Raw genomic sequence first — 21,946 nt, 5'->3', positions numbered from 1 at the left:
CGCAACATAGTTGCAATTAAAAAAATAATGTGTTTATAAATTGCGGAGAGAAGTGTTTAAATGAATTTAAAGGCTAATGAATGAGTTATTGGAGTAGTGAGTAAGGAAGTTCAGCCTGATTTATAATACAGAAATACTGCCGCTGAAAGCGGAATGAGGAATTATGACCGCAAAACAATGGCAGAATTTAAATACCGATCAAGAAAAATCAGCAAACGTAGTACAGGTATATATTCTGCTTCATAAAAAGGTCTAAACTGACGATTTCTATCTAGAAATCGTCAGTTTGCAGCGAAGGACAACTCATTCTATGCTAATGGTTTATTGGTGCTGATCGCAATTCTGTTCCACGCATTGATTGTCACTACCGCCATAATAATTTGCGCAATATAGCTTTCATCGAATTTTTTTTGTGCTTGTTGATAAGTCTCATCACTCAATCCTTGTTGCTGTATTAGCGTAATCTCTTCGGTCATCGCCAAAACTATTTTTTCACCCTCGTCAAACAGCGTGGTTTCTCGCCAAGCATTGAGTAAGAAAATACGTTGAGTGGTTTCACCTTGCTTTAGTGCATCCGCCGTGTGCATATTGATACAAAATGCACAGCCATTGATCTGCGATGCGCGGATTTTAATCAATTCTAAATGTGTTTTTGAAAGTGAAGATTTTTGCAGAAAGTCTTCTAAAGCGTACATTGCTTTATACGCCATAGGTTCAATTTTTTGTATATCTATTCGATTTTCCATGTATATAGTATTTTACTTTTCTCAAAGTTACTAGCCTCTGTACATGAAAATCTTAAACTGGTTTAAGTGACTGATTTTTTTTTGATTTCACTTAAATACTCTGGCGTCATGTTGAGATAAGAAGCCAAAAGGTGCTGTGGAATTCTAGAAGTAAATTCTGGAAAATGATCATTGAAATGATGGTAAAATTGCTCTCTGGAAAGTTCGTAAAGATACTTAGTCCGCAACTGCGACGCCGAATATGCGCGCTGGTAAATGATCCTGAAATAACGCTCAAATGATGGAAATTTTTTAAATAGCTTTTCTTGATTGCTATACTCGATTTGCAGCACATCGCTCGCCTCGACAGCTTGAATACCAAAGCCCGAGTTCGCCTGCCGATCAAAAGCCAAGTAATCGGTGATCCACCAATTCTCGATCGCGAATTGCACCGTTTGCTCAACGCCTTTTTCATTCAGAAAAAACATTCTCAAGCATCCCTTTTGTACAAAAAAATGAAACTTGCATTTGGTATCCGGAATCAGTAGACTTTCTTTTTTCCGATAACTCCGTTGCTGGAAAAATGATAATATCTCCGCTTCATCTTTCGCTTCAACGGCGATCTGTTTCCTCAAATGTGCAATTAATGGTGTAGACATATTTCTAGTACAATCGTCTTCATAATGCTTCAAAAACAAATCTACGTATAATCCTGATCTTCTCGCTCGCAAACCAAAAGCCATCATTTGCGAAAGAATAAAAGCAGTTTAGATAACTAAAATTTCAATCACTCTGAATAGTTGTAGACAACATGTAGACATCTGATGATAGAAAAGTAGGCACTCTGTAGTATGTGAAGGTTGCGAAGACTACATTTTACTTTACAAATTTGTGTTGATTCAAGACACAAAATTTGCTAACTCATTAATAATCTTCGGTATGGCATTTGTTAGGATTTATCGGACTTCTGGGAGTAAACCACAGCGTGCTTCCGGAAAGATCGGCGAGAAGTAAAATGAAGCCGATCGTCTACTATGAATAATAATCGAACTCAATACACTTAAAAAATAATGAAGGGCCCATTTATAGAGATTATTGAATCCATCACGCCAGATCCAAATTTGTTGATGTGGAAATACGCAGACCAAGATAAGGAAATCAAAAACGGCGCGCAGCTCACCGTTCGCGAGAGTCAGGTAGCACTCTTTCTCAACGAAGGTCAATTGGCCGATGTATTCCAACCGGGACTTCACAAGCTTAGCACGGAGAACATTCCCATACTTTCTCGATTAAAAGGTTGGAAATATGGCTTTAAAAGTCCATTCAAGGCTGATGTATATTTTTTCAACACGCGGCACTTCGTGAATAACAAATGGGGCACACCAGCACCAATACTGATGAATGATCCGCAGTTTGGGCAAATCCGCATTCGAGCATTTGGTAGTTTCGATATACAGATCAAAGATATTGCTACATTTTTCCGACAGTATGCAGGTTCATTCGAGCGCTTTACCATCTTCGAATTGCAGCATGAGTTGCGCGATTATATTGCTCCAAAATTTGGCGAAGTACTTTCTAATGAAAACATCACCGTAACAGATGTCGCTGGAAACATCACGGAACTCGGGAAGAAAATTGAACCATTCATAAAGCCATATCTTGAATCTTTTGGTTTGGAGCTCACGCAATTTGTGGTCACCAGCGTCACGCTGCCCGAAGAAGTAACCAAGCATTATGACAATATCACCAATATGAACATGGTTTCCGACATGGACAAGTTCACCCAATTCAACACCGCCAAAGCCATCGGTCAAAAAGGAACTGCGCTCAATGATGCTACCACCAATGCTATGGCCATGAGCGCCATGATGAATCAGATGCAGCAAAACAATAAACCTGTAGCTCAACCGGAAGATATTACGGCCAAATTGCAGAAGCTAAAAGTATTGTTCGACAGCGGGTTGATCGACGAAGCCGAATTCAAAACCAAAAAAGCGGATTTGCTCGATAAGTTATAACACATCTTAGACGAATGGATCATAAATCAAAGTAAGCCTACAAGAATCTTATGTCAACAGAGAAAAAAACAAGTTCTATACTAGAGCGACTGAAGAATAAGGCCAAAACACAACAATATTATGGTGGCAAAGGAGAGGACAGCGCCGCCGAAATGGCGATCAAAGATTGTCCAAACTGTGGTGCTGGACGAGCCCAGCAGGATGGCGTAACGCGCTGCGCCTATTGTGGATTTCAGTTTATTGCGGTAAAAATAACCGACGGTATCAACCTGAAAAAGGAGGATAATTCAAAATAAAGGCTATCGCCAAAACATGTTATACAACGGTTACATGTAAACTCAGAAAAAACGATGTTTAACTTTTTCAACAACGACAACAACTCTTCCTCCGCAGCGAACCAAGCCCCCGAGTGGTTGCCCTTACTTCAGGAGGCACAGGAAAGACTTTTTGCATTCTTAACAAAACTGGAAGAACGCATGGAGGAACTCACAGAATCCGCGATTCCTGAATTGCTAGCTGTAAAAGCAGATAACGAACGAGAATTCTACGCGCTCTACAGTGGCGTGCAAGGCCAATTAGATAGCATACGAGATAAGGCACAGAAAGTTTACGAGGAGAAGATTGAAGATCTCTATTATCAAATCAATTCTGCCATTGGCGTGCTGCATCCAAATCATCGAGAATTAACCTCCTTCCGAATGACCTGTTCTGATCGCTATCACAATGATTTCGATAGAAAATACCAGCATCATTTCGAGAAATTAAAGCAATCGCAGTTTACCGATTACGAAGCACTGTACAGCCAATTAATGGCTGAGCACGAACGCATCAAAAACAAGTTTACATGCCACCAATGCGGAGATACCATTCCTTTGACGAAAGTATATTTCATCGTTTCGCACCTCGCTTGCCCAAGCTGCCAAACCAAAAATACGTTCAAGCCAAGCACCTTAGCCTCGAGATTAGAGGAAATCGGACGCGGATTGGCTGAGCAGCGCACACAGCACCTGTTGGACAAATACCATCAGGAACAGCAGCGAGAAAGAGACATTTATCATGAAGCACATCAATTAAAACTGAACATTTCACCGATGAAAAACCATCGGGAAAATGAGCGCTACTTGCAGCAGATCAAAGAATTAGAAAAACGACGTCAAGATTCGCTAGCACTAGCACCCCAGTATTATCAGCAATACCAACGTGCTATGTTTGATGAATGGAAAAGACTCGTGCCAGACTTGGCTGAACAGACAGAGAACTTTTATCAAGGATTACAACGAAGAAACTTCTAATAATTAAAATGGAATAAGATGACTTTAGATCCAAAAACATTACACGGAACACACTACACAGAAGAACAATTTGACCAAGAATTGGAAAGAAGACTGAACGAACAGATCGCACAAGATGGAACTGCTTGGGACGAAGGTGACCGCTCTAGCTACAAACGGCATTTCCTACGTCAAATCTACCAAGAATGGAATCCGGAAACAGGTCAAGATGATTTTATTCAATTTGAAATGGCCAACTCACTGAAATATAGCGGCTATGCCACTTCTGGATTTGTGAGCCAAAGTGATACGGATGGCAATCCACTCCTAGAACCAATACATGGTATTTCGCTGAATGACTATGCGGCCATTGCAATGAATATCACAAATTATGATGAAAACACACTTTTCTCAGCATTCGGTATTGACCAAGCTATTTGGGGAGAAATCAATGTGCTATGGCCAAAACGTATGCAGGAAGATGAGACATTCACTGTTGCTACATTGTACGGAGAGGCATTTATGCACGCACCTAATCATCCCGTAATCTTGTCTTTGGCCGACGGAAAAGAACCTAGCGCTAGCAATGAAAATCTGGACAGAATGCGTACCGACAAATACTTCTACCTTGAACTTAACGCAGCGCGCACAGCCGCGTATGCGTATGGATTGGACGGAGCGCAATGGATCGAAGATAAATTCGGAATTTCATTGATGGATTTCCAAGCGGTAGCCATGGAATGGATGACCAATCGTAATCAGAATTTTGACTCCAACGAAATTCAAGATGATCACGAATATCAGCAGGCTAAGGAAGAGGAATACAAAGCTATGTTTGCCGCTGAGCAAGGAAGCAATATTGCGGATGACATCGATTTTTAATGTCGCTTAAAACTTTAAAAGCCTGTAAATTGATTTTGCAGGTTTTTATTATCTTGAAACTTCTGTGTTAATTATTAAAACAAATCACTGTGGGTACCGCTTCTTATCAATGTAATAAGTCTTATCGCATCATCTTGTTCCCAAACTAATAGCCAATCGGGCTGAATGTGACATTCCCAAAGTCCCTTATAGTTTCCCGTTAACTTGTGCGGTTTATTTTTATTGGAAGCACACCTCTTTCAACTAGATGAGTAACGACTTCATCAAGAAGTCGCATATCTAAACCACGTTTTTTAGCACGTATAACATCCTTTTTAAACCTCCCGGTCTGTTCAAGTTGATACATTACGAATAAAGCTCTTTCCTGAATTCTTCTAAGTTGGTTTTAGTCGACTTGCCTGATTTAGCCTCTTTTATTGCTTTTTCTGTATCTTCATTGTAACGCGGTTCTTTAAGCTCTACGAAGGGAAGCGTTTTTAGATATTCATAGAATACTTTTGCTTGCTTGCTACGCTTATCTATTTTGATCGTGATTTCCATGATGGCATCTCTCTTACTAAAACTATCCTAAAGTTACTGAAAAATAAAATTATTAGCCTAGGCTTTCAAGATAAAAAGATAGCATTAGCTGTTACAGAAAACACACATGAAGTCCATAGCGTGAAAAGATTAGTAACGAAGAGTTCTAAGCATTACTGACCCGATCAAATCCTTTGCAATACAAAACCTCCCTTAGCAGTTAAATGCAATTAATCCCAAATTTTATATCTAAATTTCGTTCTAACGAAAAATCGCAACCAGAAGAAATATTTATAAATTACACACCCATATTTTAATAAAAACAAACCAATAGAGCACTTTAAGTGATCATTTCGCATTATTTATGTAAATAATTTTTAAATTTATCAAATCAACATATTTAGTACCGAAACAGTTTTGAATAATAGATGGGTGGATTTGGATGATATGACACTGGTGACTTTAGTCAACGGTGGCGACCAACGCGCCTTCGACGAATTGTTTCTTCGGCATAAAACGGCGCTGTATCGCCATGCATATCACATGACGGGCGATACCGAACTGTGTAACGATATTATCCAAGATGTTTTCCTTAGCATTTGGGCTAAGCACGCGAAATGGACCGTGCATAGCACGCCACTCGCCTATTTATATCAGGCTGTTCGCCACCGGATATTAGACCATATTAGTCATGAGAAAGTAGTGGCAAAATATATGGATGAACTATTACATTTCCAAAGCGAAGGCAACTGTTTCGCGGATGAGCACCTTTTAGAGAAAGACCTTTTTGCCCTTATTGAAGAAAAGAAACAGCAGCTACCCAATAGAACCAAAGAAATCTTTGAACTTAACCGCGAACAACAGCTTTCCTACAAAGAAATCGCGGAAAAACTGCATATCTCAGAGAAAACGGCAAAAAAACAAGTGCATAATGCCTTACGCTATCTACGTACCAAGCTAGCTTTCCTGCTTATTCCTGTTATTTTAACATTATTTTAATATCACAGTACTCCCTTTCCTTTAGTTCCCCGTCATATGTATAACTAACCGACAGCAATGCCGGAAAAGACAACCTATGAACATGGATAAAAAGGATATCGAGCAACTATTAAAACGGTATCGTAGTGGAGAGCCTATTACAGCAGCGGAAAAGCGCTGGCTAGACAGTTTCTATCTGCATTATGCACAACGATCTAAGCACCATATTAGTGATACAGCGTTAGCGGAAAATCTAGCCACGGTGGAAGCCAACATGAAAAAATCGGTTTCTCCTTATCGCGCATCCAAAAACAGAATGCGCTTCGCCGCGGCGGCCACATTACTGTTCGGGCTACTTTTTCTAGGCTACTATCTCCAAACAAACTATTTCAAAAGGACAGAGGAATTACAATTGGCAGGTGGTGAAATGCGGGAAATCATACTGGAAGATGGCTCGAAAATCACCTTAAATGGATCAAGTAAGCTGATCTACCCTAAATCATTCGAAAACAGCTCAACGCGAGAAGTAACACTGATAGGGGAAGCTTATTTTGATGTGGCGAGAAACGAACAAAAACCTTTTTTGATTCACACGCCTCGCATGGAAATCCGCGTTTTAGGAACGGCCTTTAACGTACGAGATTATCAAGAGGATCAACAGGCCGAAACGGCGCTTATTCGTGGCCAGGTGGAAGTTTGGAAAACAGGACAAGAAAAGGAAAAACACCTCTTAAAACCGAAAGAGAAATTCGTCCTAGAAAATACACCTGTTGAAGAAATGAAATCTATTCGGGAAAAGGATAAACCGCACACACTCCCTAACGTCGCGACTAATATTAGACCCATCGCTATTTCTGAAAAAGATGGTCAAGCTACCGAGACAGAATGGATGGTCAAACGGGTGACGATCATGGATGAATCGCTCGCACAGATTGCTCGCAGACTAGAACGTATCTACGGCGTAAAAATCACGATTAAAAACCAAGCAGTAGCCAATCAGGTGTATTCCGCCACCTTCGATAATGAACCGGTGGACGATATACTGCAAGGCTTACAGGCCGTAGCGGCATTTCGCTATCAAAAAGACACCGCCGGAAACATCAGCATCACGACGCCTTAACACAAGAATAATAGCATCTACACAAACTTATGAATACTAAACTACCTAACCTAACTAGGACTGCGAGGCTCGCCATCCTATTATCCTGCTTAACACATCTCCATGTGCCAGGATACGCTTATTCTCAGACTCAAAAGATGGACATCTCTATTCGAAATGGACAGTTGGAGGATGTGTTTACATCTATCAACGAGCAGAGTAAGTACAAAATGTTTTACAGCAAAAACAGCCTTCCCAACAAGACGATTAACTTAGTCGGAAAGCAATTGACGGTCAAAGAGATTCTGAGTAAATCTTTGGAAGGAAGCAACCTGACTTGGCAAGTGATGAATAATGATATCATCTCCATCCGCGAAAATGCCCAACCAAAAACGCGCGTTGCCGGACAAGTGGTCAACGAAGTCGGCGAACCATTAGCAGGCGTTAGCATTGTGGTCAAAAATTACCAGAAATTGGATTACCGCAACGTGCAAACGAGTACCGCGACAGATGCCAACGGGCATTGGGGGATGTTGCTCGAAGGAGATAACCTTACCCTGATATTCTCCTTTATTGGTTATCAAAAATTGGAAATCCCCGCGAAAGATCTACCGAAATCAAATACTCCTATCAAACTTATCCCCGAAAAAGGAAGTTTGGAGGAAGTCGTCGTTATCGGTTATGGTACGACAACGCGTCGTCTCAACACCGGTTCAGTCGCGTCTATTACGGCAAAAGATATCGAAACGCAACCTGTTGGTAATCCACTTGCTGCGCTTTCCGGCAGAATGCCGGGCGTGCTGATAGCACAAAATAACGGTGTACCGGGCAGTGGTGTTCAAGTGCAGATCAGAAATCAGGCGTCGCTAAGCGGTACGACTTCTGGATCCATACCACTTTATGTCGTGGATGGTGTACCTTTCACCAACTTCAACGGTGGCGCACCAGCAACAGATAATCTCAACGCATTTGGTATTTCAGGCGCATCAGGCGGATTAAGTCCATTCAACATGATTAACCCGTCCGATATTGAACGGATTGACATTTTGAAAGATGCCGATGCTACCGCTATTTATGGTAGTCGCGGAGCCAACGGTGTCGTCTTGATTACCACGAAGAAAGGTATTGCAGGTCGTACGCGAGTGGGGGTTAATTTCAACACAGGTCTTACGGAAGTAAATCGCTTTATTCCGATGCTGAACTTGCCGGATTACTTGGCTTTACGGAAAGAGGCTTTTGCGAATGATGGTATAACACCCACGACAGCCAATGCACCGGATCTGACCGTATGGGATCAAAATGCCGCAACGGATTGGCAGAAATTGTTGATAGGAAATACCGGACATATTACCGATGCACAAGCCAATCTATCAGGCGGAAATGAATACACGCGCTTCTTCTTCAACTCGGGATACAGAAGGGAAAGCACGGTATTCTACGGTGATAGTAAGAACAGTCGTTTTACCTCTCGCCTAAATCTAGATCATAAATCTAGCGATGGAAGATTCAATGCAGCTTTCTCGGTAAGTTATGCCAATGACATGACGGATATGCCGAGCTCAGATGTATCTTCTTTCTACAATTTGCCACCAAATTACCCGATATACAATGAAAATGGCACCTACCACTGGTTGCCTTCCTCATTTGGTATTAACAATCCCATTGCATTACTGGATCGCAAATACATTGGCAAAACCAACAACTTGATTTCAAATGCAAACTTAAGCTACAACATTACTCCGGGTTTAGTTGCCAAAGCAAATTTTGGTTATACCATCACGCAATTGCAACAAAATAATCAAACGCCTTCCACGAGTTTAAATAATACGGTAGCAACGACACTGGGGTCTTCGTCCTTTTCAAATACCAAAGCGCAGAACTGGATCATCGAACCGACTTTGAATTATAACAAAGTGATTGGAGACGGAAATTTGACTGCCTTATTGGGAACGAGTTTCCAACAGAACTCTTCGGCAACGCAAACCACGAATGGATCGAACTATAGTAATGATGCCCTTTTGGGCTCATTGAGTGCTGCAGGCTTATTTACAGCAAGCAACAACTTGGTGATGTACAAGTACAATGCGGTATTTGGTAAGCTAAACTACGACTGGAAAGAGAAATACCTCTTTAATGGTACTTTCCGTCGCGATGGATCTTCACGCTTTGGCCCTAAAAATCGCTTCGGAAATTTTGGTGCCGTTGGTATGGGCTGGATATTCTCGAAAGAAGATTTTGTAGCCGATAATGTCGACTTTCTGAGTTTCGGTAAGCTCCGCGGAAGTTTTGGAACGACGGGTAATGATCAAATATCAAATTACATCTATCTACAATTGTATTCTTCCTCGCAAGCTTATCTGGGCAATGCCACGATGAACTTGGTGACTTTACCGAATGAGTTTATCCAATGGGAAACCACAAAGAAACTGGAATTTGCATTAGACCTGGGTTTCCTAAAAGATCGCATCTTATTCACAGCAAACTATTTTAGAAACAGATCTGGCGATCAGATCACCTCGGCAGGTTTGCCTACACAAGTCGGCTACAACAGTTACACCTCCAATTTGCCAGCAGTAATACAAAACACGGGATTGGAGCTGGAATTAAACACGACGAACATCGAAAGCCAAAATTTCTCTTGGAAGACCTCGACCAACTTCACCTTCTTCCGGAATAAGTTGCTCGAATTTCCAAATATTGAGCAATCTTTCTTCGCCAGCAGCTTCATCGTTGGCGAACCCATTAACTTAGTTCGTTTGTATAACTACCAAGGTGTGAATCCTACTACCGGCGCTGCGATGTATGAAGATCGTAATGGAGACGGGGTGATTAATTTAGATGACCGTTATGTTGCTGATTTAGGAACACCATTCTATGGTGGGTTCAACAACACGTTTACGTACAAAGGATTTGAACTCGGTGTATTTTTCCAGTTTAACCACCGTTTTGGCGTGACCAAAATATTGAATACCAGACCAGGTGCCATGGTAAATCAGAATGAATACTGGCTAGGCCGCTGGACACCAGAAAATAGTAGTTCAGATATTCCAGCTGCCACGACTACGGCTGGCAATCCCGTGTATACCTCGTACAATCAATATACGAATTCGAATGCGGTGTATGGCGATGCCTCTTACATCAAACTTCGCTCTGTCAACTTATCGTATCGCTTGCCAGCCAGTTGGCTATCCAGCACAAAGATGTCGAATGTCAACATCTTCGCACAGGGACAAAACTTGTTTACTTGGGCAAAAAACAAGTATGTGCTCGATACCGAAACTACAGTGCAAGGTGGACCATCGGGATTGGGAACCGGAACTATCGGGCAGGTTCTACCACCGCTCAGAACTATCGTTTTTGGATTTAACTGTCAATTTTAATTACCGTCATGAAAACTATTTTTAATAAACATATATTTTCTGCCGCGATCCTAGCCGGATCTCTGCTCTCTACATCTTGTGAGAAATTTGTGGAGCTGGGCGCACCGCCAACTCAAGTACTTTTAGATGATGCCTTTCGCACCGATGCTTCCGCTCGAAGCGTAGTTCTCGGTCTGTATGTTTCCGGTATTGGCAACCTAGGTACTACTACCTTCTATTCGGGAATGGCTGCCGATGATTTGCAATATAACGCCGCCGATGCTGGTTTATTGGAGTTTGCCAACAATGGATTGTTGAATACCAATAGCTTTGTCAACAACTTGTGGGGAAGTCTGTACCAACTGGTTAAGAACACCAACAACGCGATCTTTGGCTTAGAACGATCTACTACATTAACACCGGCCGTGAAAGACCAACTTTTGGGAGAAGCCAAATTTATGCGTGCATATACCTATCTGTATCTGGTCAATTTATATGGCGATGTTCCTTTGCATGTGTTAAGCGACTTGGAAGTGTTTGATCAAGCTTCTTTAGCAAGAACGCCTGCCGATCAAGTATACACACAGATTATTGCTGACCTGACTGACGCCGAAAGTAAACTACCAACTGCCTATGAAGGCACATTCCGAGCACGCGTAAATAAGCATGCCGCTAGTGCCCTATTGGCACGCGTTTACCTCTACCGAAATGACTGGGAAAAAGCCGAATCTCAAGCTACAAAAGTGCTGCAGGCTACGGAGTATGGCCTTCCTGCAACAACGAGTAACTTCACCAACACCAGTAACGAGGTGATTTTCCAAATTGCCAACCTAAATGGTGTCACCACATTCGGAGCAACATACATTACCGTGGCCAATGTAATCCCAGCCTATACGCTACCAGATGCCGCATACAATAGCTTTGAGACAACTCCGACGGTAGATTCGCGCAAAACCAACTGGACCGCTCCAAAAACTGTCTCTGGCAAAGCTTATTATGCTATTACAAAGTATAAAGTTTCGTCCGGAACCGGCAATGAATACCATATTGTACTGCGCTTGGCAGAACAGTACCTCATCCGTGCCGAAGCTCGTGCTAACCGCAACAATCTTTCTGGCGCGAAGGAAGATGTGGATGCTATTCGTACGCGTGCGGGATTGGCTGGACTATCTGCATCGCTCACGCAGACACAACTGCTAACGGCAATCGAAACGGAACGCTTGCATGAGTTTTTCGGGGAGCTTGGACATCGTTGGTTTGATTTAAAACGCACCAATCGGGCGACAGCAGTCTTATCGCCAATCAAGGCGAACTGGCAGGCTACGGATGTGCTTTTCCCGATTCCAAACGCACAAATCCTCTTAAATAATAACCTGACTCAAAACGCAGGCTACGAAAACTAACATTACATACGTCAACCATAAAAACATATACAATATGAAAACTAAATTATTGATGGCTATGCTCCTCACCGCAACTTTTAGTTACGCGCAGCAGCAGCCAGAAAACTTGTACCAAAAAAATCTCGGTGTCTTGGAAAACGGCACACTAGAACAGAAGGATTCCTTAGCGAATGCTTTGTTTAGCGACGTCAAAAACTTGAAGGCCGAAGAAGATTACCGCATGACGATCAACATCCTTCGTACACTCGGCCACGAGGATAAGATGGAGGCCGTAACGAAGACGGCTACAAAGAAATTTCCAAAAGGCAGTCTGACTAGAGATACATACATTACCGAGGTATTTTATGAGGCCGAAGGTAGTGCCGCGAAAGAAAAGGCATATAAAGAGTTGGTCAAAAAATGGCCGGTGAAAAACTTCCCAGAGCAGGAGCTCACGTACGATTATGTGCTCGCTAATTTGGCGGGAACTTTTGCCAAAGAAGAAAAACCCACGCAAGCCATTCAATATCTGGAGCAGATGCACGAGCGTTTTTGGCGTGGAAACGGTTATCTGCCTGTCGGACAAACTTTATTAGCGGCTGGCGACACAGTTTCCGCAGCACCGCTATTGAAGGTCGCGATGGACGACGCTTATTATTATATTAGCCTGCCCGAAGAGCAAAAGGATAATAAAGCCAAATTTGCTGCCATGGGTTATGCGAGCTCTATGTCTGCGTACGTGGGTATCTTGGTAAACCGAGGAGAGTACGCCGAAGCGTTGGATCTTATTGAGAAAGCGATGGCGGTTGCGCCTGAACAAGCGGACGGCTTATCAAACGTGTACTACAAATCATTGATGGGCACGAATCGTAAATTGGAGGCGTATAATGTGCTTTCAAAACTGTATGCCAAAGGGCAGTTTAACGTAGAGAATGATTTGAAAAGACTCTACGCTGAGCTGAATGGTTCTATGCAGGGCTATGAACGGTTTAATGCTGGTCTGAAACAGGAGCTGGTAAAATCTATTCAGGAGCACATTAAAGAAATGGCCATCTACAAAGAGGCACCAGCATTCGACTTGCTAAATCTTAAGGGTGAAAAAGTGAGCTTGGCCAGCCTGAAAGGCAAAGTGGTGGTGTTGGATTTCTGGGCAACTTGGTGTCAGCCCTGTATTCGTTCCTTCCCGGGCATGCAAGCTGCTCAAGCCATGTACGAGAACGATGAAAATGTGCAATTCTTGTTCATCAACACTTGGGAACGCGACAAAGAATACAAGAAAAATGTGGTATCATTCATCGAGAAAAACAACTACCCTTTTGAGGTATTGTATGATGACCAGAAAGACGCGCAGACTGGAGAAGTATTGGCTGGAAAGTTTGGTGTAAGAGGCATTCCAGCAAAGTTTGTAATCGATGCCGACGGCAACATCCGTTATTTCTTAACCGGCTCATCGCCCAATGTAGATTACATCAAAATGGAGATGAAGGAATTAATCGAAGCAGCTAAAAAGCCCTATCAAGCGGCAACAAAATCCTAATTTCGAAAAACTATCAGGAACTGATGTTTTGAGCATTTCTTCATGATTTTTCAATTACAGTGCTAATCTCAAAGAGCCTGTTTCCTTTCGGTAACAGGCTCTTATATTTATTAAACTAAACTACGAACACTTATTTTTGATAAAAGGAAATCTCTCCTTTATTGAAATTTAACGTCATTTTATATTGATTCAAAAAGGGAGTTCCTAATAAACCGACAATAGGCAATGCTTGCTCGCCAGCGCCTCCGCCAATCATTTGATCTGTCACGGCGGTGTACATATCTTCGAACGCAACCGTTCCAACAGTGGAATGCATCAAAAATCCCACTTTATTATTCTGGGCAGAGCCGCCAACTCCGTTAATGGCGACCTGCTCTTCCTCATAATCCATATGTTCGGCTAGGTCCTCCGCTGCTGCTACTTTAATCACATTTGCATTGGCACCACAGTCGATTCCCATCGGATAGATCGCTCCATCTACCATTACATCGATGATTGGAATATGCCTTTTCATACGCATGACGGAGCTAGCAAGAATTTCGCCTTTAGCAAATTGAGCACCTGTCAAATTGCCCTGCTCATCCACCTTTTCTAATAAAAGTACTTGCTTGTTGTAATCGAAGGTAAGCTGATATCCTTTCAGAATGCCGTAGCCCATCAAGCCAAAAATAGGAACGCCATTTTCTAACTCCATGTCATCCATGGAAGCGACCGGAGCATCTAAGTCATTCAATTGGATACCTCCCCAATCTAAGGTATTTCCTGTCGCCCATTTTACGTCTTGCATCATGCCGCCCATCCCAGTGAAATCGACAGAGACATCCTTGCTGATATGGGCTTCACTGATATACTTTTTCCGAAGAATAAGTACTGGAGCACCGCTATCAAACATAAAATATCCTTGTTGATTGTTCAGTGTTGCAGGTACATAAATAAGACCATTCATCATTTGAAATGGAATTTGAACCGTATCTGGCTGGATAGCAGTCGACAAGGCATCTGCCAATGCGCGCTCTGGATTGCCAGTCAGTCGAGCCTTAATGATGCCTAGATTAACGATATCTCCCTTTTTATTAAAGGCGAAAGTAGGCTTGCCTTCCTTACCATCTTGGTAGGTGACACGCAAAGAAATCATCAGATCACCATTGGGCAAACGCTCTTCTTTAGACACAGAAAAATCTGTTATGCTATTGAATTTAGATAAAATCTCTGGCACCACTTTGCTGTTATCTACCTTCGGTAGATTGCCAATGCGGGCACTATCTGCCATCATACGCAACAATGCATCGCCATTCTTGGTATTGAGATGCTCTATAATCGTATTCACCTTTTTGGTAGACTGACTTTCCTGCGCGGATAGTGTACCGAATAGCCCCAAAGACAAAACGATCAGAAAAAAACGCTGCTTCATTATTTCACCGTTTTGTCTAACCAATCACCCACGAGCTCCAGCGTACTGATCGGCATGGCGCCTAGCTCCGCATATTCCTTCGTATCGCAAGTCACACATTGTTGCATCAGGTGATTGACCTGCGGCAATAAGATCGTAGTGACCAAACCTTTTTGTCCTGACTGACTATAATTTTTCCAGCCGTCTAGATTGGTTGGATCCACAAACATATCTTTATCTCCATTGATCGCTAAGATTGGCACTGTTACATGACTTAATACTTTCTCTGCGTTATAGCGCACAAAATATCTATACCATGGACCAGAGGCATACGATGAGTAAGAATAGATGGGAAACCTAAAATGATCATGCTCTATACCCAATGTCTTGAAGTACAAATCGTCTTTAAGCTTCCAGTAATCATACACCTGATTCAACTTACTATGTAAGCTATCCGACTCCGCATATTGATAAGCTGTAGAGAACATCAATCTATTAATTTGATTGTAGCGCTCTTGATCTACAGGTGTAGCAGGCGAATTACGTACGATATTTTCGTTTTGAACAAGTAGTGACTCCATACCATTAGTCGCTAGACCAGCTAAACTTACCAAGAAAGTAATATCATCCGATTGAGAAGCGGCAATTGACATTGCAGCGCCGCCTTCACTATGTCCAAGAAGACCGATTTTATTGACGTCTACTTGTGGGTACGCTTTTAGATATTCCACCGCTTCCAAAGCATCTTTAGCAAAATCCGCGGTGGTCGCATCCATATAATTACCTGTGGTTCTGCCCACACCACGATCATCCATGCGTAATACAATGTATCCGCGCTGACTCAAGTAATCTGCTACCTGAGCAAATAACTTTTGCCCCGCCATGGTACCATCACGATCCTGCGCCCCAGTCCCAGAAAGTAGAACTAGGGCAGGAAATGAACCGGCACTGGCAGGAACAGTAATCGTCGCACCGATTTGTATTGTATCTTTTTTTGTCTTGATAATAACATCCTCTTGCTTGTACTGCTGTGCAAAACCTAATCCTGGAATCAAACACATAGACAAAACCAATAGGTTAATCAACTTCCTCATACTATTTACCCTCTTTTAACACACGTACCATCTCAATAATCTCATCCGATAATTCTGAAGCGCTGCCCATATAGCCTACTTCTGAAAACCGCATCTTCCCATTTGGCCCTACCACAATCTTGTGCGGGATAGCGCCTACACCAAAGCTTGTCGATGCTTTGCTGTCGCCATCCAACAATACGGTAAAAGGATAATTATTCTCTTCCATATAATTTTTCACATACTCCGTCATATCACCTTTTTTCTCTTGCGTATCTACGAAAAAGAAAACCACATTATCATCGTTTTTGAAATGATCGACAGCGAGTTTCATACCTGGGAAAGCTGCTTTACAAGGTGCGCACCAAGAAGCCCAAAAATCTAGCACAACAATTTTTCCCTTTTGATCAGCTAATGAAACTGTATTGCCGTATTGATCTTTCAACTGAAAGTTAGGCACTTCTTTGCTGATGAGTAACTTGTTGACCTTAGCTTTCAATTCTTCGCCCTTACTTGCGTCTTTTAAAGAAGCTATATAGGCATCATACCCTTTTTCGGATCCATTATCAACGATGTATAGTGCTTTCATCAGATCCAACATATAGGTGGAACTTTGATTCAATCTATAGCTTGTCTCCAGCGCTTGTCTCAACTCTTTGGATTTTTTCTGACCTTCTAAGGCACGGACATACGTATCATTTAGGTCAGCACGCTCGTACTTCTGAATGCTCTGCGCAGCAGAAGCGTATTCAAATGCTTCATCAAAAAGGCCATTGTCTACTAATATCTTCGCAAACAGATCGGCGTTGGTATAGTACAAAGTTGCATATTTATCGCCTTGAAAATTATCTCTGTAATACTTCAACCTGTCCATTACCACGCGAGCATACGGTAAAATCTCTTGTGCATTCATGCTTTTCTGCGATAAATAAGGCACATCTAATGTACGGTAGATTACATTACTCATGGCCTCATAAGGCGCCAAAGTAGAAATGTATTTTGTGTATGCTGCCAGATCTTTAGCCATACTAGTGTAGACAGACAAACTCCAGTACACTGTGATGTAACTAATACGATTGGCATCATTAAAAGCCGCTTCCGCCTCGTTGTACGGATGTTTATCCAAGAATGATTTTGCCAATGCTAAACGGGTTTCATCAGTGCTTGCTTCCGTAAACTTCTTGAAATCGGCCAACCGTTGTTGATCTTTAACATACTGACCATCAGGAAAGCGTGTGGTGATCAGTGTCTGTAACTCTGCAGCTTTAGCATCGTCGTTTAAGACCTCTTTATACACCTTCTGAATTTCCAAAAGATCTTCCTCTTTCAAATCAGGGATTTGCATGAGCGTATTCAGCTCATTATTCAGTTTCCCTAAAGACGCTTCTGTGTTCATATGCTTCAAGGCAGATGCTGCCGCATACAATACTTTGAATCTATTTTCCGGGTGATACTGCAATTCGTACTTTACCCACATCATCAGAATTTCATCCGTCTTGTACGAAGCGCTATCTACCACATACGGAACGCCTTTTACAATATGAGGTGTACGTAGCAAACCCCAGCCCAGCATACCGCCCGATATTTGACGTCCGTCAGGTGCGGATAGAATGTAAGAATAGGTCTGATCTCCACCCAAATCCATCAATTCTCCTGATTGAAAGACAAGGTTCATCAAACCCAATCCTGATGGGATAACATAATTAGCGGTCCACACGGAATCGCGCTTAGTGAAATTGAGCTGCTCCTGTGTCCATGTAAAATTTTGATATCCTGTGAGCGTAGCGGTGATTTCCTTTGCATCTTTCAACGATGTCTGTCTGGCATCATAGCTAAGTTCTACCTTTTCATTTTCCTTCGGAAATTCCGGCGTCACCTTAAAGTTTGGCGTCTGTGCTATCGCCGAAGTGCTGAAAAAAATGGCTGCGGCTAATACTTTAATTCTGTTCTTGATATTCTTCATTTCGTATTTGTTGCTTAATTCTCGTTGTTTTTTAGCTTTTAATTGGTAGCTCTGGCAGCCATATCCACGACGCGGCCTCCCACTTCAAATGTGCTAACGGGGTTAGATGAAATAACACCTGAGGTTTCATTTAAGGCTAGTTCGTAGACTTTACCTGCCGTGCCATTCCATGTTGCTACGTATAACACTCTTTCTTCTTTGTCTGTAACTCTAATATTCGGAATAGGCTTGTAAAATCGCATGCACGTAATCTCTTCTCCCGCAGGCACTTGAAATGCGACACTCGCGGTATTGGCGTTGCGGTAGGCATAATTATATATCTTATCACGAGTAGCGTAGTAAGCAAAACCACCAAAACCACTCACTTGATAATACTTGGCCTGCTCTATCTCTGGCAAAGCTGCCATATCGTACATACCCACAGCTAAATCACCTCCATCTACACTTTTTGTAAAATCTATGACATGCATCCACCGACCGTTGCCTGTTTTATCCTTAAAGAAAGCATAGGTATAATTGGAAGCACCATTGCACATGTAGAGCATATCTTTGCCAACATTTCTCAAGCTAAACAACTGACCTGGTGTAGGCTGAGCGAAATCACCAATGGAGTTATTAGATAGATAATATCGAATGAAGCGACCATTTTTTTGATCATAAGCTATGGTAGAGAACGCTGATGCGTGACGCTGCACCAAATAAGGCGCTACCTCATAATTGCCATCTACTGCTCCCGGAAATTTGATATCACTTTCGTAAAATCCATTTCCAGTAACATGTAGTTTTTTACCATTGACCAACACATGCAATGAATTGCTGTTATATACATAAGCTTGCGGGTTGATTTCTGTCTCTCTGCGACGATAAATATCTTCTTGATCACGAATAAATGTAAAATCTCCACCTTTGAAACGTGCTAGGTAATTATCACTTCCTAAAGTGATCCAGTTGGTAATCTGAAACGCTTGGTAGGCGCTCCAGATAAATTTGGCTTGACCGCTAAGCGGCTTGCCCATCGAGAGGCTGTATAAGCCTTTGACATGGGTTTTCTCGGTAATGGTACTAGACAACGCTGGCGTACGAATAAAATCCACATCGCCACCGGCCGAACCTTGATACAAGATCATCATCCCAAATTCCATATTGGCGGTTACACTGACATTAAACGTCACATTAGACTTGATACCCGTTGTCTGATCCGTTACAATTAATTCTGCAACATACTCGCCAATAGGTTCTGCGATAACAACATCTAAATCTGGACGATCCGAAATTTCTTTCGAATTCATCGAAGAATTGTTGGAAGTTTGCTTCGCATACAACAACCATTGATAGGTACCATTATGCCCTTCGGGAACACGGATTTTCGGTGAAATTTTTAGATTGGATAAACGAATTATACGGTAAGTAGATCCCATTCCGGTGGTATCGATCTGAACGATATCCGTATCGACATAGTCATACGAGCCGAGGTCTTCTTTACAGCTTGTAAAAGCGGCAAAAAATAGCCCCATTACTAAATATATTATTCCTTTCATGTGTATGCTCCTTTTTAAAATACGATCAACACCCCATTTTCATCCCGTAAAGGATAATTGGGATTGCCTACATTCTGTTCATTTACTTCTCTCAATCGGATGCGAAGCTGACTGGCCATATCTGTCAAATCGGCTAATGAATATTCGCCGGGTTTTGCTTCAATGCGTGGGCTCAACTGCGCCGGATAATCCGCAATCCCCAGTTCATCGATCACAAACTGATACTTCACATTACTATAGGCTCCAAAAGCAAATGGCCAATTATCTGGACGCACTAAACGGTCAGACCAACTCAGTGAAAATGTATCATCTTCACGCACACCACCCTTAAAATCAGCCGATTCTCCAATGGTGAGATTCAGCATTACTGTTTCCTGCTTGAGGCGTACTGTACGATGTAAAACCACGGCTACGTAACCTTCAATCTGATTGGCAGCAACCAATCCTGGAATAAATTCATAATCGGTTCCTTCCACCGCTGTCGTACCTTCCTTGATCGTTTTTGCAATGGGATATCTATCGTTGGCAGACACTTCGCCCATTGTTTTTACTTTGATGTGTAGGGTATCCTTCTGTTGCTCTTCTTTTAAGGTTAAGAATGTAAAGCTGCGCTGTGTAATACGCGTAGCAGTAACATCATTGGCGCGCTCAAAGAAATAGACGCGTGCATCTTGCTCGTATCCTATAATATCTCTCTCGCAGCTCCAAAACGCAATCACACTCGAAAGTATAATAGCTGCATTTATCTGTTTAAAATATGTCTTCATCTTGCTATTCCTTTCGAATTATTGTCCATAAGATATTTCGCGATCAGGCAAAGGCAATACATACGTATTCTCTGTCATTGTGATATACACACCATCAATTTGCTCCGCATTCATACGCTTGTAATAGTAAAAGATCTGCCCTTCGCCGATCAATTCTTTGCGGTATTCATTTTTGATTTCCCCTTCTACATCTGCTGAAGACAAGGAAGACGATAACTCACCTGCATTACGATGCGTGCGCACGGTATTTAGGTAGTTTATGGCTTCCTGTGGATTGGTTTCGAACAAACATTCTGCTGCAATGTAATAGAGTTCCGACTTACGTATCATCGGCATACGATTGCTAAAAGCTGCTTGTGAAGATGGCGGTTGTACAAATTTGGTAGAATATCTAGCCCACACCGCATCGCTGTATTTCGTCAAATAGACAAACCGGTAATCATCTTTATTGTCAAATAGGTTTGAATAATCGAAGTCAGATCTTTTCAAAAGAGCACCTGATACACCTTCATCATAAAAAGGACTTGTAATCGTAGACATACCATTGATATACAAGCTAAAGATGAGCTCTTGTGTGAATACACGGTTTCTATTTCCTTCCACCGTAGTGGCGATTTCTGAAGATGGTGTCCATTCAAACACATTAGACTCAATCACCGCTTTGGCCGCAGCCAAGGCACGCTCTTTGTCGCCCGCATACAGATATACGCGCGCCTGCAATGCTTTTACCGCATAGTAATTGAATTTTAAGTATCGATCACGCAGGTAGGTTGTGGCATTTGCCGCATTGGCAGGGACAATAGGATCGTACATTCTCAACTCTTCGGCAGCGATCTCCAAATCTGCTATCACGCGATTTAGAATAGCGCGCGTTGATAAGCGTTCTTTTGGAGTCACACTAACCGCATCCATATAGGGAATGGCAAGCGCTGTCTCTCCGTTGGCCGCGATGGCAGATCCATACAACCGTACTAAATCAAAATGCAGAAAAGCACGAAGTCCATAAGCTTCACCTCGAATAGTATGGTAATTGACACCGGAGAACAAGCTTGGCCCTTTGCTATCTAAATTGGAGATGAGCATATTGATATTGGCTATGGTGTTGTAGCCGCTTTCGAATACATCTCCCGATTTTGTGATAAAGGTCTCTTGATTGTAATCGTAGTTTATGGTGGAGTAATATTCATTCGCTGTAGCCAAGCCATTGAATTGCCCGCCGAGGCCATCCAACATGCCAAAGGTCAACTCTCTCCCATACAACTTTTGATCCGTCATTTTGACGTATACGCCGGTCAGAGCATCTTGAAATCCAGATTCTTTTTCAAAAACGCGATCCGCCTCAATTTGAGTTTGTGGAGCTACATCCAGCCATTTCTCACACGATGATAGACATACCGCCAGAGCGATAATTCCAATATGTAAATATGTAGTATATGCTTTCATTG

The 21,946-nt window shown here is 42.2% G+C and carries 18 protein-coding genes and 1 pseudogene; 9 read left to right on the top strand and 10 right to left on the bottom strand.

Annotated features, from left to right (window positions below; translation table 11 throughout):
- Window positions 1–308: 308 nt before the first annotated feature.
- Window positions 309–746, bottom strand: coding sequence for a carboxymuconolactone decarboxylase family protein (locus DC487_RS08490; protein ID WP_116775519.1), 438 nt, complete (start codon window positions 744–746; stop codon window positions 309–311).
- 62 nt (window positions 747–808) lie between these two features.
- On the bottom strand, window positions 809–1,384 hold the full coding sequence (locus tag DC487_RS08485; RefSeq protein ID WP_116775603.1) for a Crp/Fnr family transcriptional regulator: 576 nt from the start codon (window positions 1,382–1,384) through the stop codon (window positions 809–811).
- Between the two features lie 411 nt (window positions 1,385–1,795).
- Here DC487_RS08485 and DC487_RS08480 point away from each other — a divergent pair, with 411 nt between their 5' ends.
- The 4 genes from DC487_RS08480 to DC487_RS08465 are packed head-to-tail and all read left to right on the top strand — an operon-like array spanning window position 1,796 to window position 4,896.
- Window positions 1,796–2,743, top strand: coding sequence for an SPFH domain-containing protein (locus DC487_RS08480; RefSeq protein WP_116775518.1), 948 nt, complete (start codon window positions 1,796–1,798; stop codon window positions 2,741–2,743).
- 50 nt (window positions 2,744–2,793) lie between these two features.
- Window positions 2,794–3,039 (top strand): hypothetical protein, encoded by a 246-nt coding sequence (locus DC487_RS08475; RefSeq protein ID WP_116775517.1) that lies wholly within the window; start codon window positions 2,794–2,796, stop codon window positions 3,037–3,039.
- A 54-nt stretch (window positions 3,040–3,093) separates the two neighbouring features.
- Window positions 3,094–4,035, top strand: coding sequence for a hypothetical protein (locus DC487_RS08470; protein WP_133228470.1), 942 nt, complete (start codon window positions 3,094–3,096; stop codon window positions 4,033–4,035).
- Window positions 4,036–4,053: 18 nt separating this feature from the next.
- Window positions 4,054–4,896: a DUF6620 family protein gene (locus tag DC487_RS08465; protein WP_239016345.1), complete on the top strand. Its 843-nt coding sequence runs from the start codon at window positions 4,054–4,056 to the stop codon at window positions 4,894–4,896.
- A gap of 74 nt (window positions 4,897–4,970) precedes the next feature.
- Here the strand turns inward: DC487_RS08465 and DC487_RS17410 are convergent.
- Both DC487_RS17410 and DC487_RS08455 read right to left on the bottom strand, forming a co-directional pair.
- A pseudogene (locus DC487_RS17410) lies at window positions 4,971–5,108 on the bottom strand (type II toxin-antitoxin system RelE/ParE family toxin); the annotation flags it as partial.
- Window positions 5,109–5,241: 133 nt separating this feature from the next.
- On the bottom strand, window positions 5,242–5,436 hold the full coding sequence (locus DC487_RS08455) for a hypothetical protein (protein ID WP_116775515.1): 195 nt from the start codon (window positions 5,434–5,436) through the stop codon (window positions 5,242–5,244).
- A gap of 396 nt (window positions 5,437–5,832) precedes the next feature.
- Here DC487_RS08455 and DC487_RS08450 point away from each other — a divergent pair, with 396 nt between their 5' ends.
- From DC487_RS08450 to DC487_RS08430, 5 genes are all read left to right on the top strand, one after another.
- A complete protein-coding gene (locus DC487_RS08450) occupies window positions 5,833–6,414 on the top strand; it encodes an RNA polymerase sigma factor (protein ID WP_133228467.1) in 582 nt (193 codons plus the stop codon).
- Window positions 6,415–6,496: 82 nt separating this feature from the next.
- Complete coding sequence (locus DC487_RS08445; RefSeq protein ID WP_165799049.1) at window positions 6,497–7,513, top strand: FecR family protein; 1,017 nt, start codon at window positions 6,497–6,499, stop codon at window positions 7,511–7,513.
- Window positions 7,514–7,542: 29 nt separating this feature from the next.
- Window positions 7,543–10,872 carry a SusC/RagA family TonB-linked outer membrane protein gene (locus DC487_RS08440; protein ID WP_116775512.1) on the top strand — a complete coding sequence of 1,110 codons (3,330 nt, stop codon included), beginning with the start codon at window positions 7,543–7,545 and terminating at the stop codon, window positions 10,870–10,872.
- Window positions 10,873–10,880: 8 nt separating this feature from the next.
- On the top strand, window positions 10,881–12,254 hold the full coding sequence (locus tag DC487_RS08435; RefSeq protein ID WP_116775511.1) for a RagB/SusD family nutrient uptake outer membrane protein: 1,374 nt from the start codon (window positions 10,881–10,883) through the stop codon (window positions 12,252–12,254).
- A gap of 34 nt (window positions 12,255–12,288) precedes the next feature.
- Window positions 12,289–13,770 (top strand): TlpA disulfide reductase family protein, encoded by a 1,482-nt coding sequence (locus DC487_RS08430; RefSeq protein ID WP_116775510.1) that lies wholly within the window; start codon window positions 12,289–12,291, stop codon window positions 13,768–13,770.
- Between the two features lie 130 nt (window positions 13,771–13,900).
- Here the strand turns inward: DC487_RS08430 and DC487_RS08425 are convergent, their stop codons facing one another.
- The 6 genes from DC487_RS08425 to DC487_RS08400 are packed head-to-tail and all read right to left on the bottom strand — an operon-like array spanning window position 13,901 to window position 21,944.
- Window positions 13,901–15,181: an aspartyl protease family protein gene (locus DC487_RS08425; RefSeq protein ID WP_116775509.1), complete on the bottom strand. Its 1,281-nt coding sequence runs from the start codon at window positions 15,179–15,181 to the stop codon at window positions 13,901–13,903.
- The gene (locus DC487_RS08420) at window positions 15,181–16,254 is read right to left on the bottom strand and encodes an alpha/beta hydrolase (protein WP_116775508.1); all 1,074 of its coding nucleotides are present in this window, start codon (window positions 16,252–16,254) and stop codon (window positions 15,181–15,183) included. The genes DC487_RS08425 and DC487_RS08420 overlap by 1 nt, the downstream gene beginning before the upstream one ends.
- A 1-nt stretch (window position 16,255) precedes the next feature.
- Window positions 16,256–18,196: a TlpA family protein disulfide reductase gene (locus tag DC487_RS08415; protein WP_116775507.1), complete on the bottom strand. Its 1,941-nt coding sequence runs from the start codon at window positions 18,194–18,196 to the stop codon at window positions 16,256–16,258.
- A 38-nt stretch (window positions 18,197–18,234) separates the two neighbouring features.
- Entirely contained in the window at window positions 18,235–19,734 is a 1,500-nt protein-coding gene (locus DC487_RS08410) for a PKD-like family lipoprotein (protein WP_116775506.1), read from the bottom strand.
- Between the two features lie 14 nt (window positions 19,735–19,748).
- The gene (locus DC487_RS08405; protein WP_116775505.1) at window positions 19,749–20,501 is read right to left on the bottom strand and encodes a DUF4843 domain-containing protein; all 753 of its coding nucleotides are present in this window, start codon (window positions 20,499–20,501) and stop codon (window positions 19,749–19,751) included.
- A gap of 18 nt (window positions 20,502–20,519) precedes the next feature.
- Window positions 20,520–21,944, bottom strand: coding sequence for a RagB/SusD family nutrient uptake outer membrane protein (locus DC487_RS08400; RefSeq protein WP_116775504.1), 1,425 nt, complete (start codon window positions 21,942–21,944; stop codon window positions 20,520–20,522).
- Window positions 21,945–21,946: the final 2 nt, after the last annotated feature.

Source organism: Sphingobacterium corticibacter, assembly GCF_003076635.1.
Classification (GTDB): domain Bacteria; phylum Bacteroidota; class Bacteroidia; order Sphingobacteriales; family Sphingobacteriaceae; genus Sphingobacterium; species Sphingobacterium corticibacter.
Note: the sequence above shows the minus strand (reverse complement) of the source record. Positions and strands in the feature narration are given on the sequence as shown.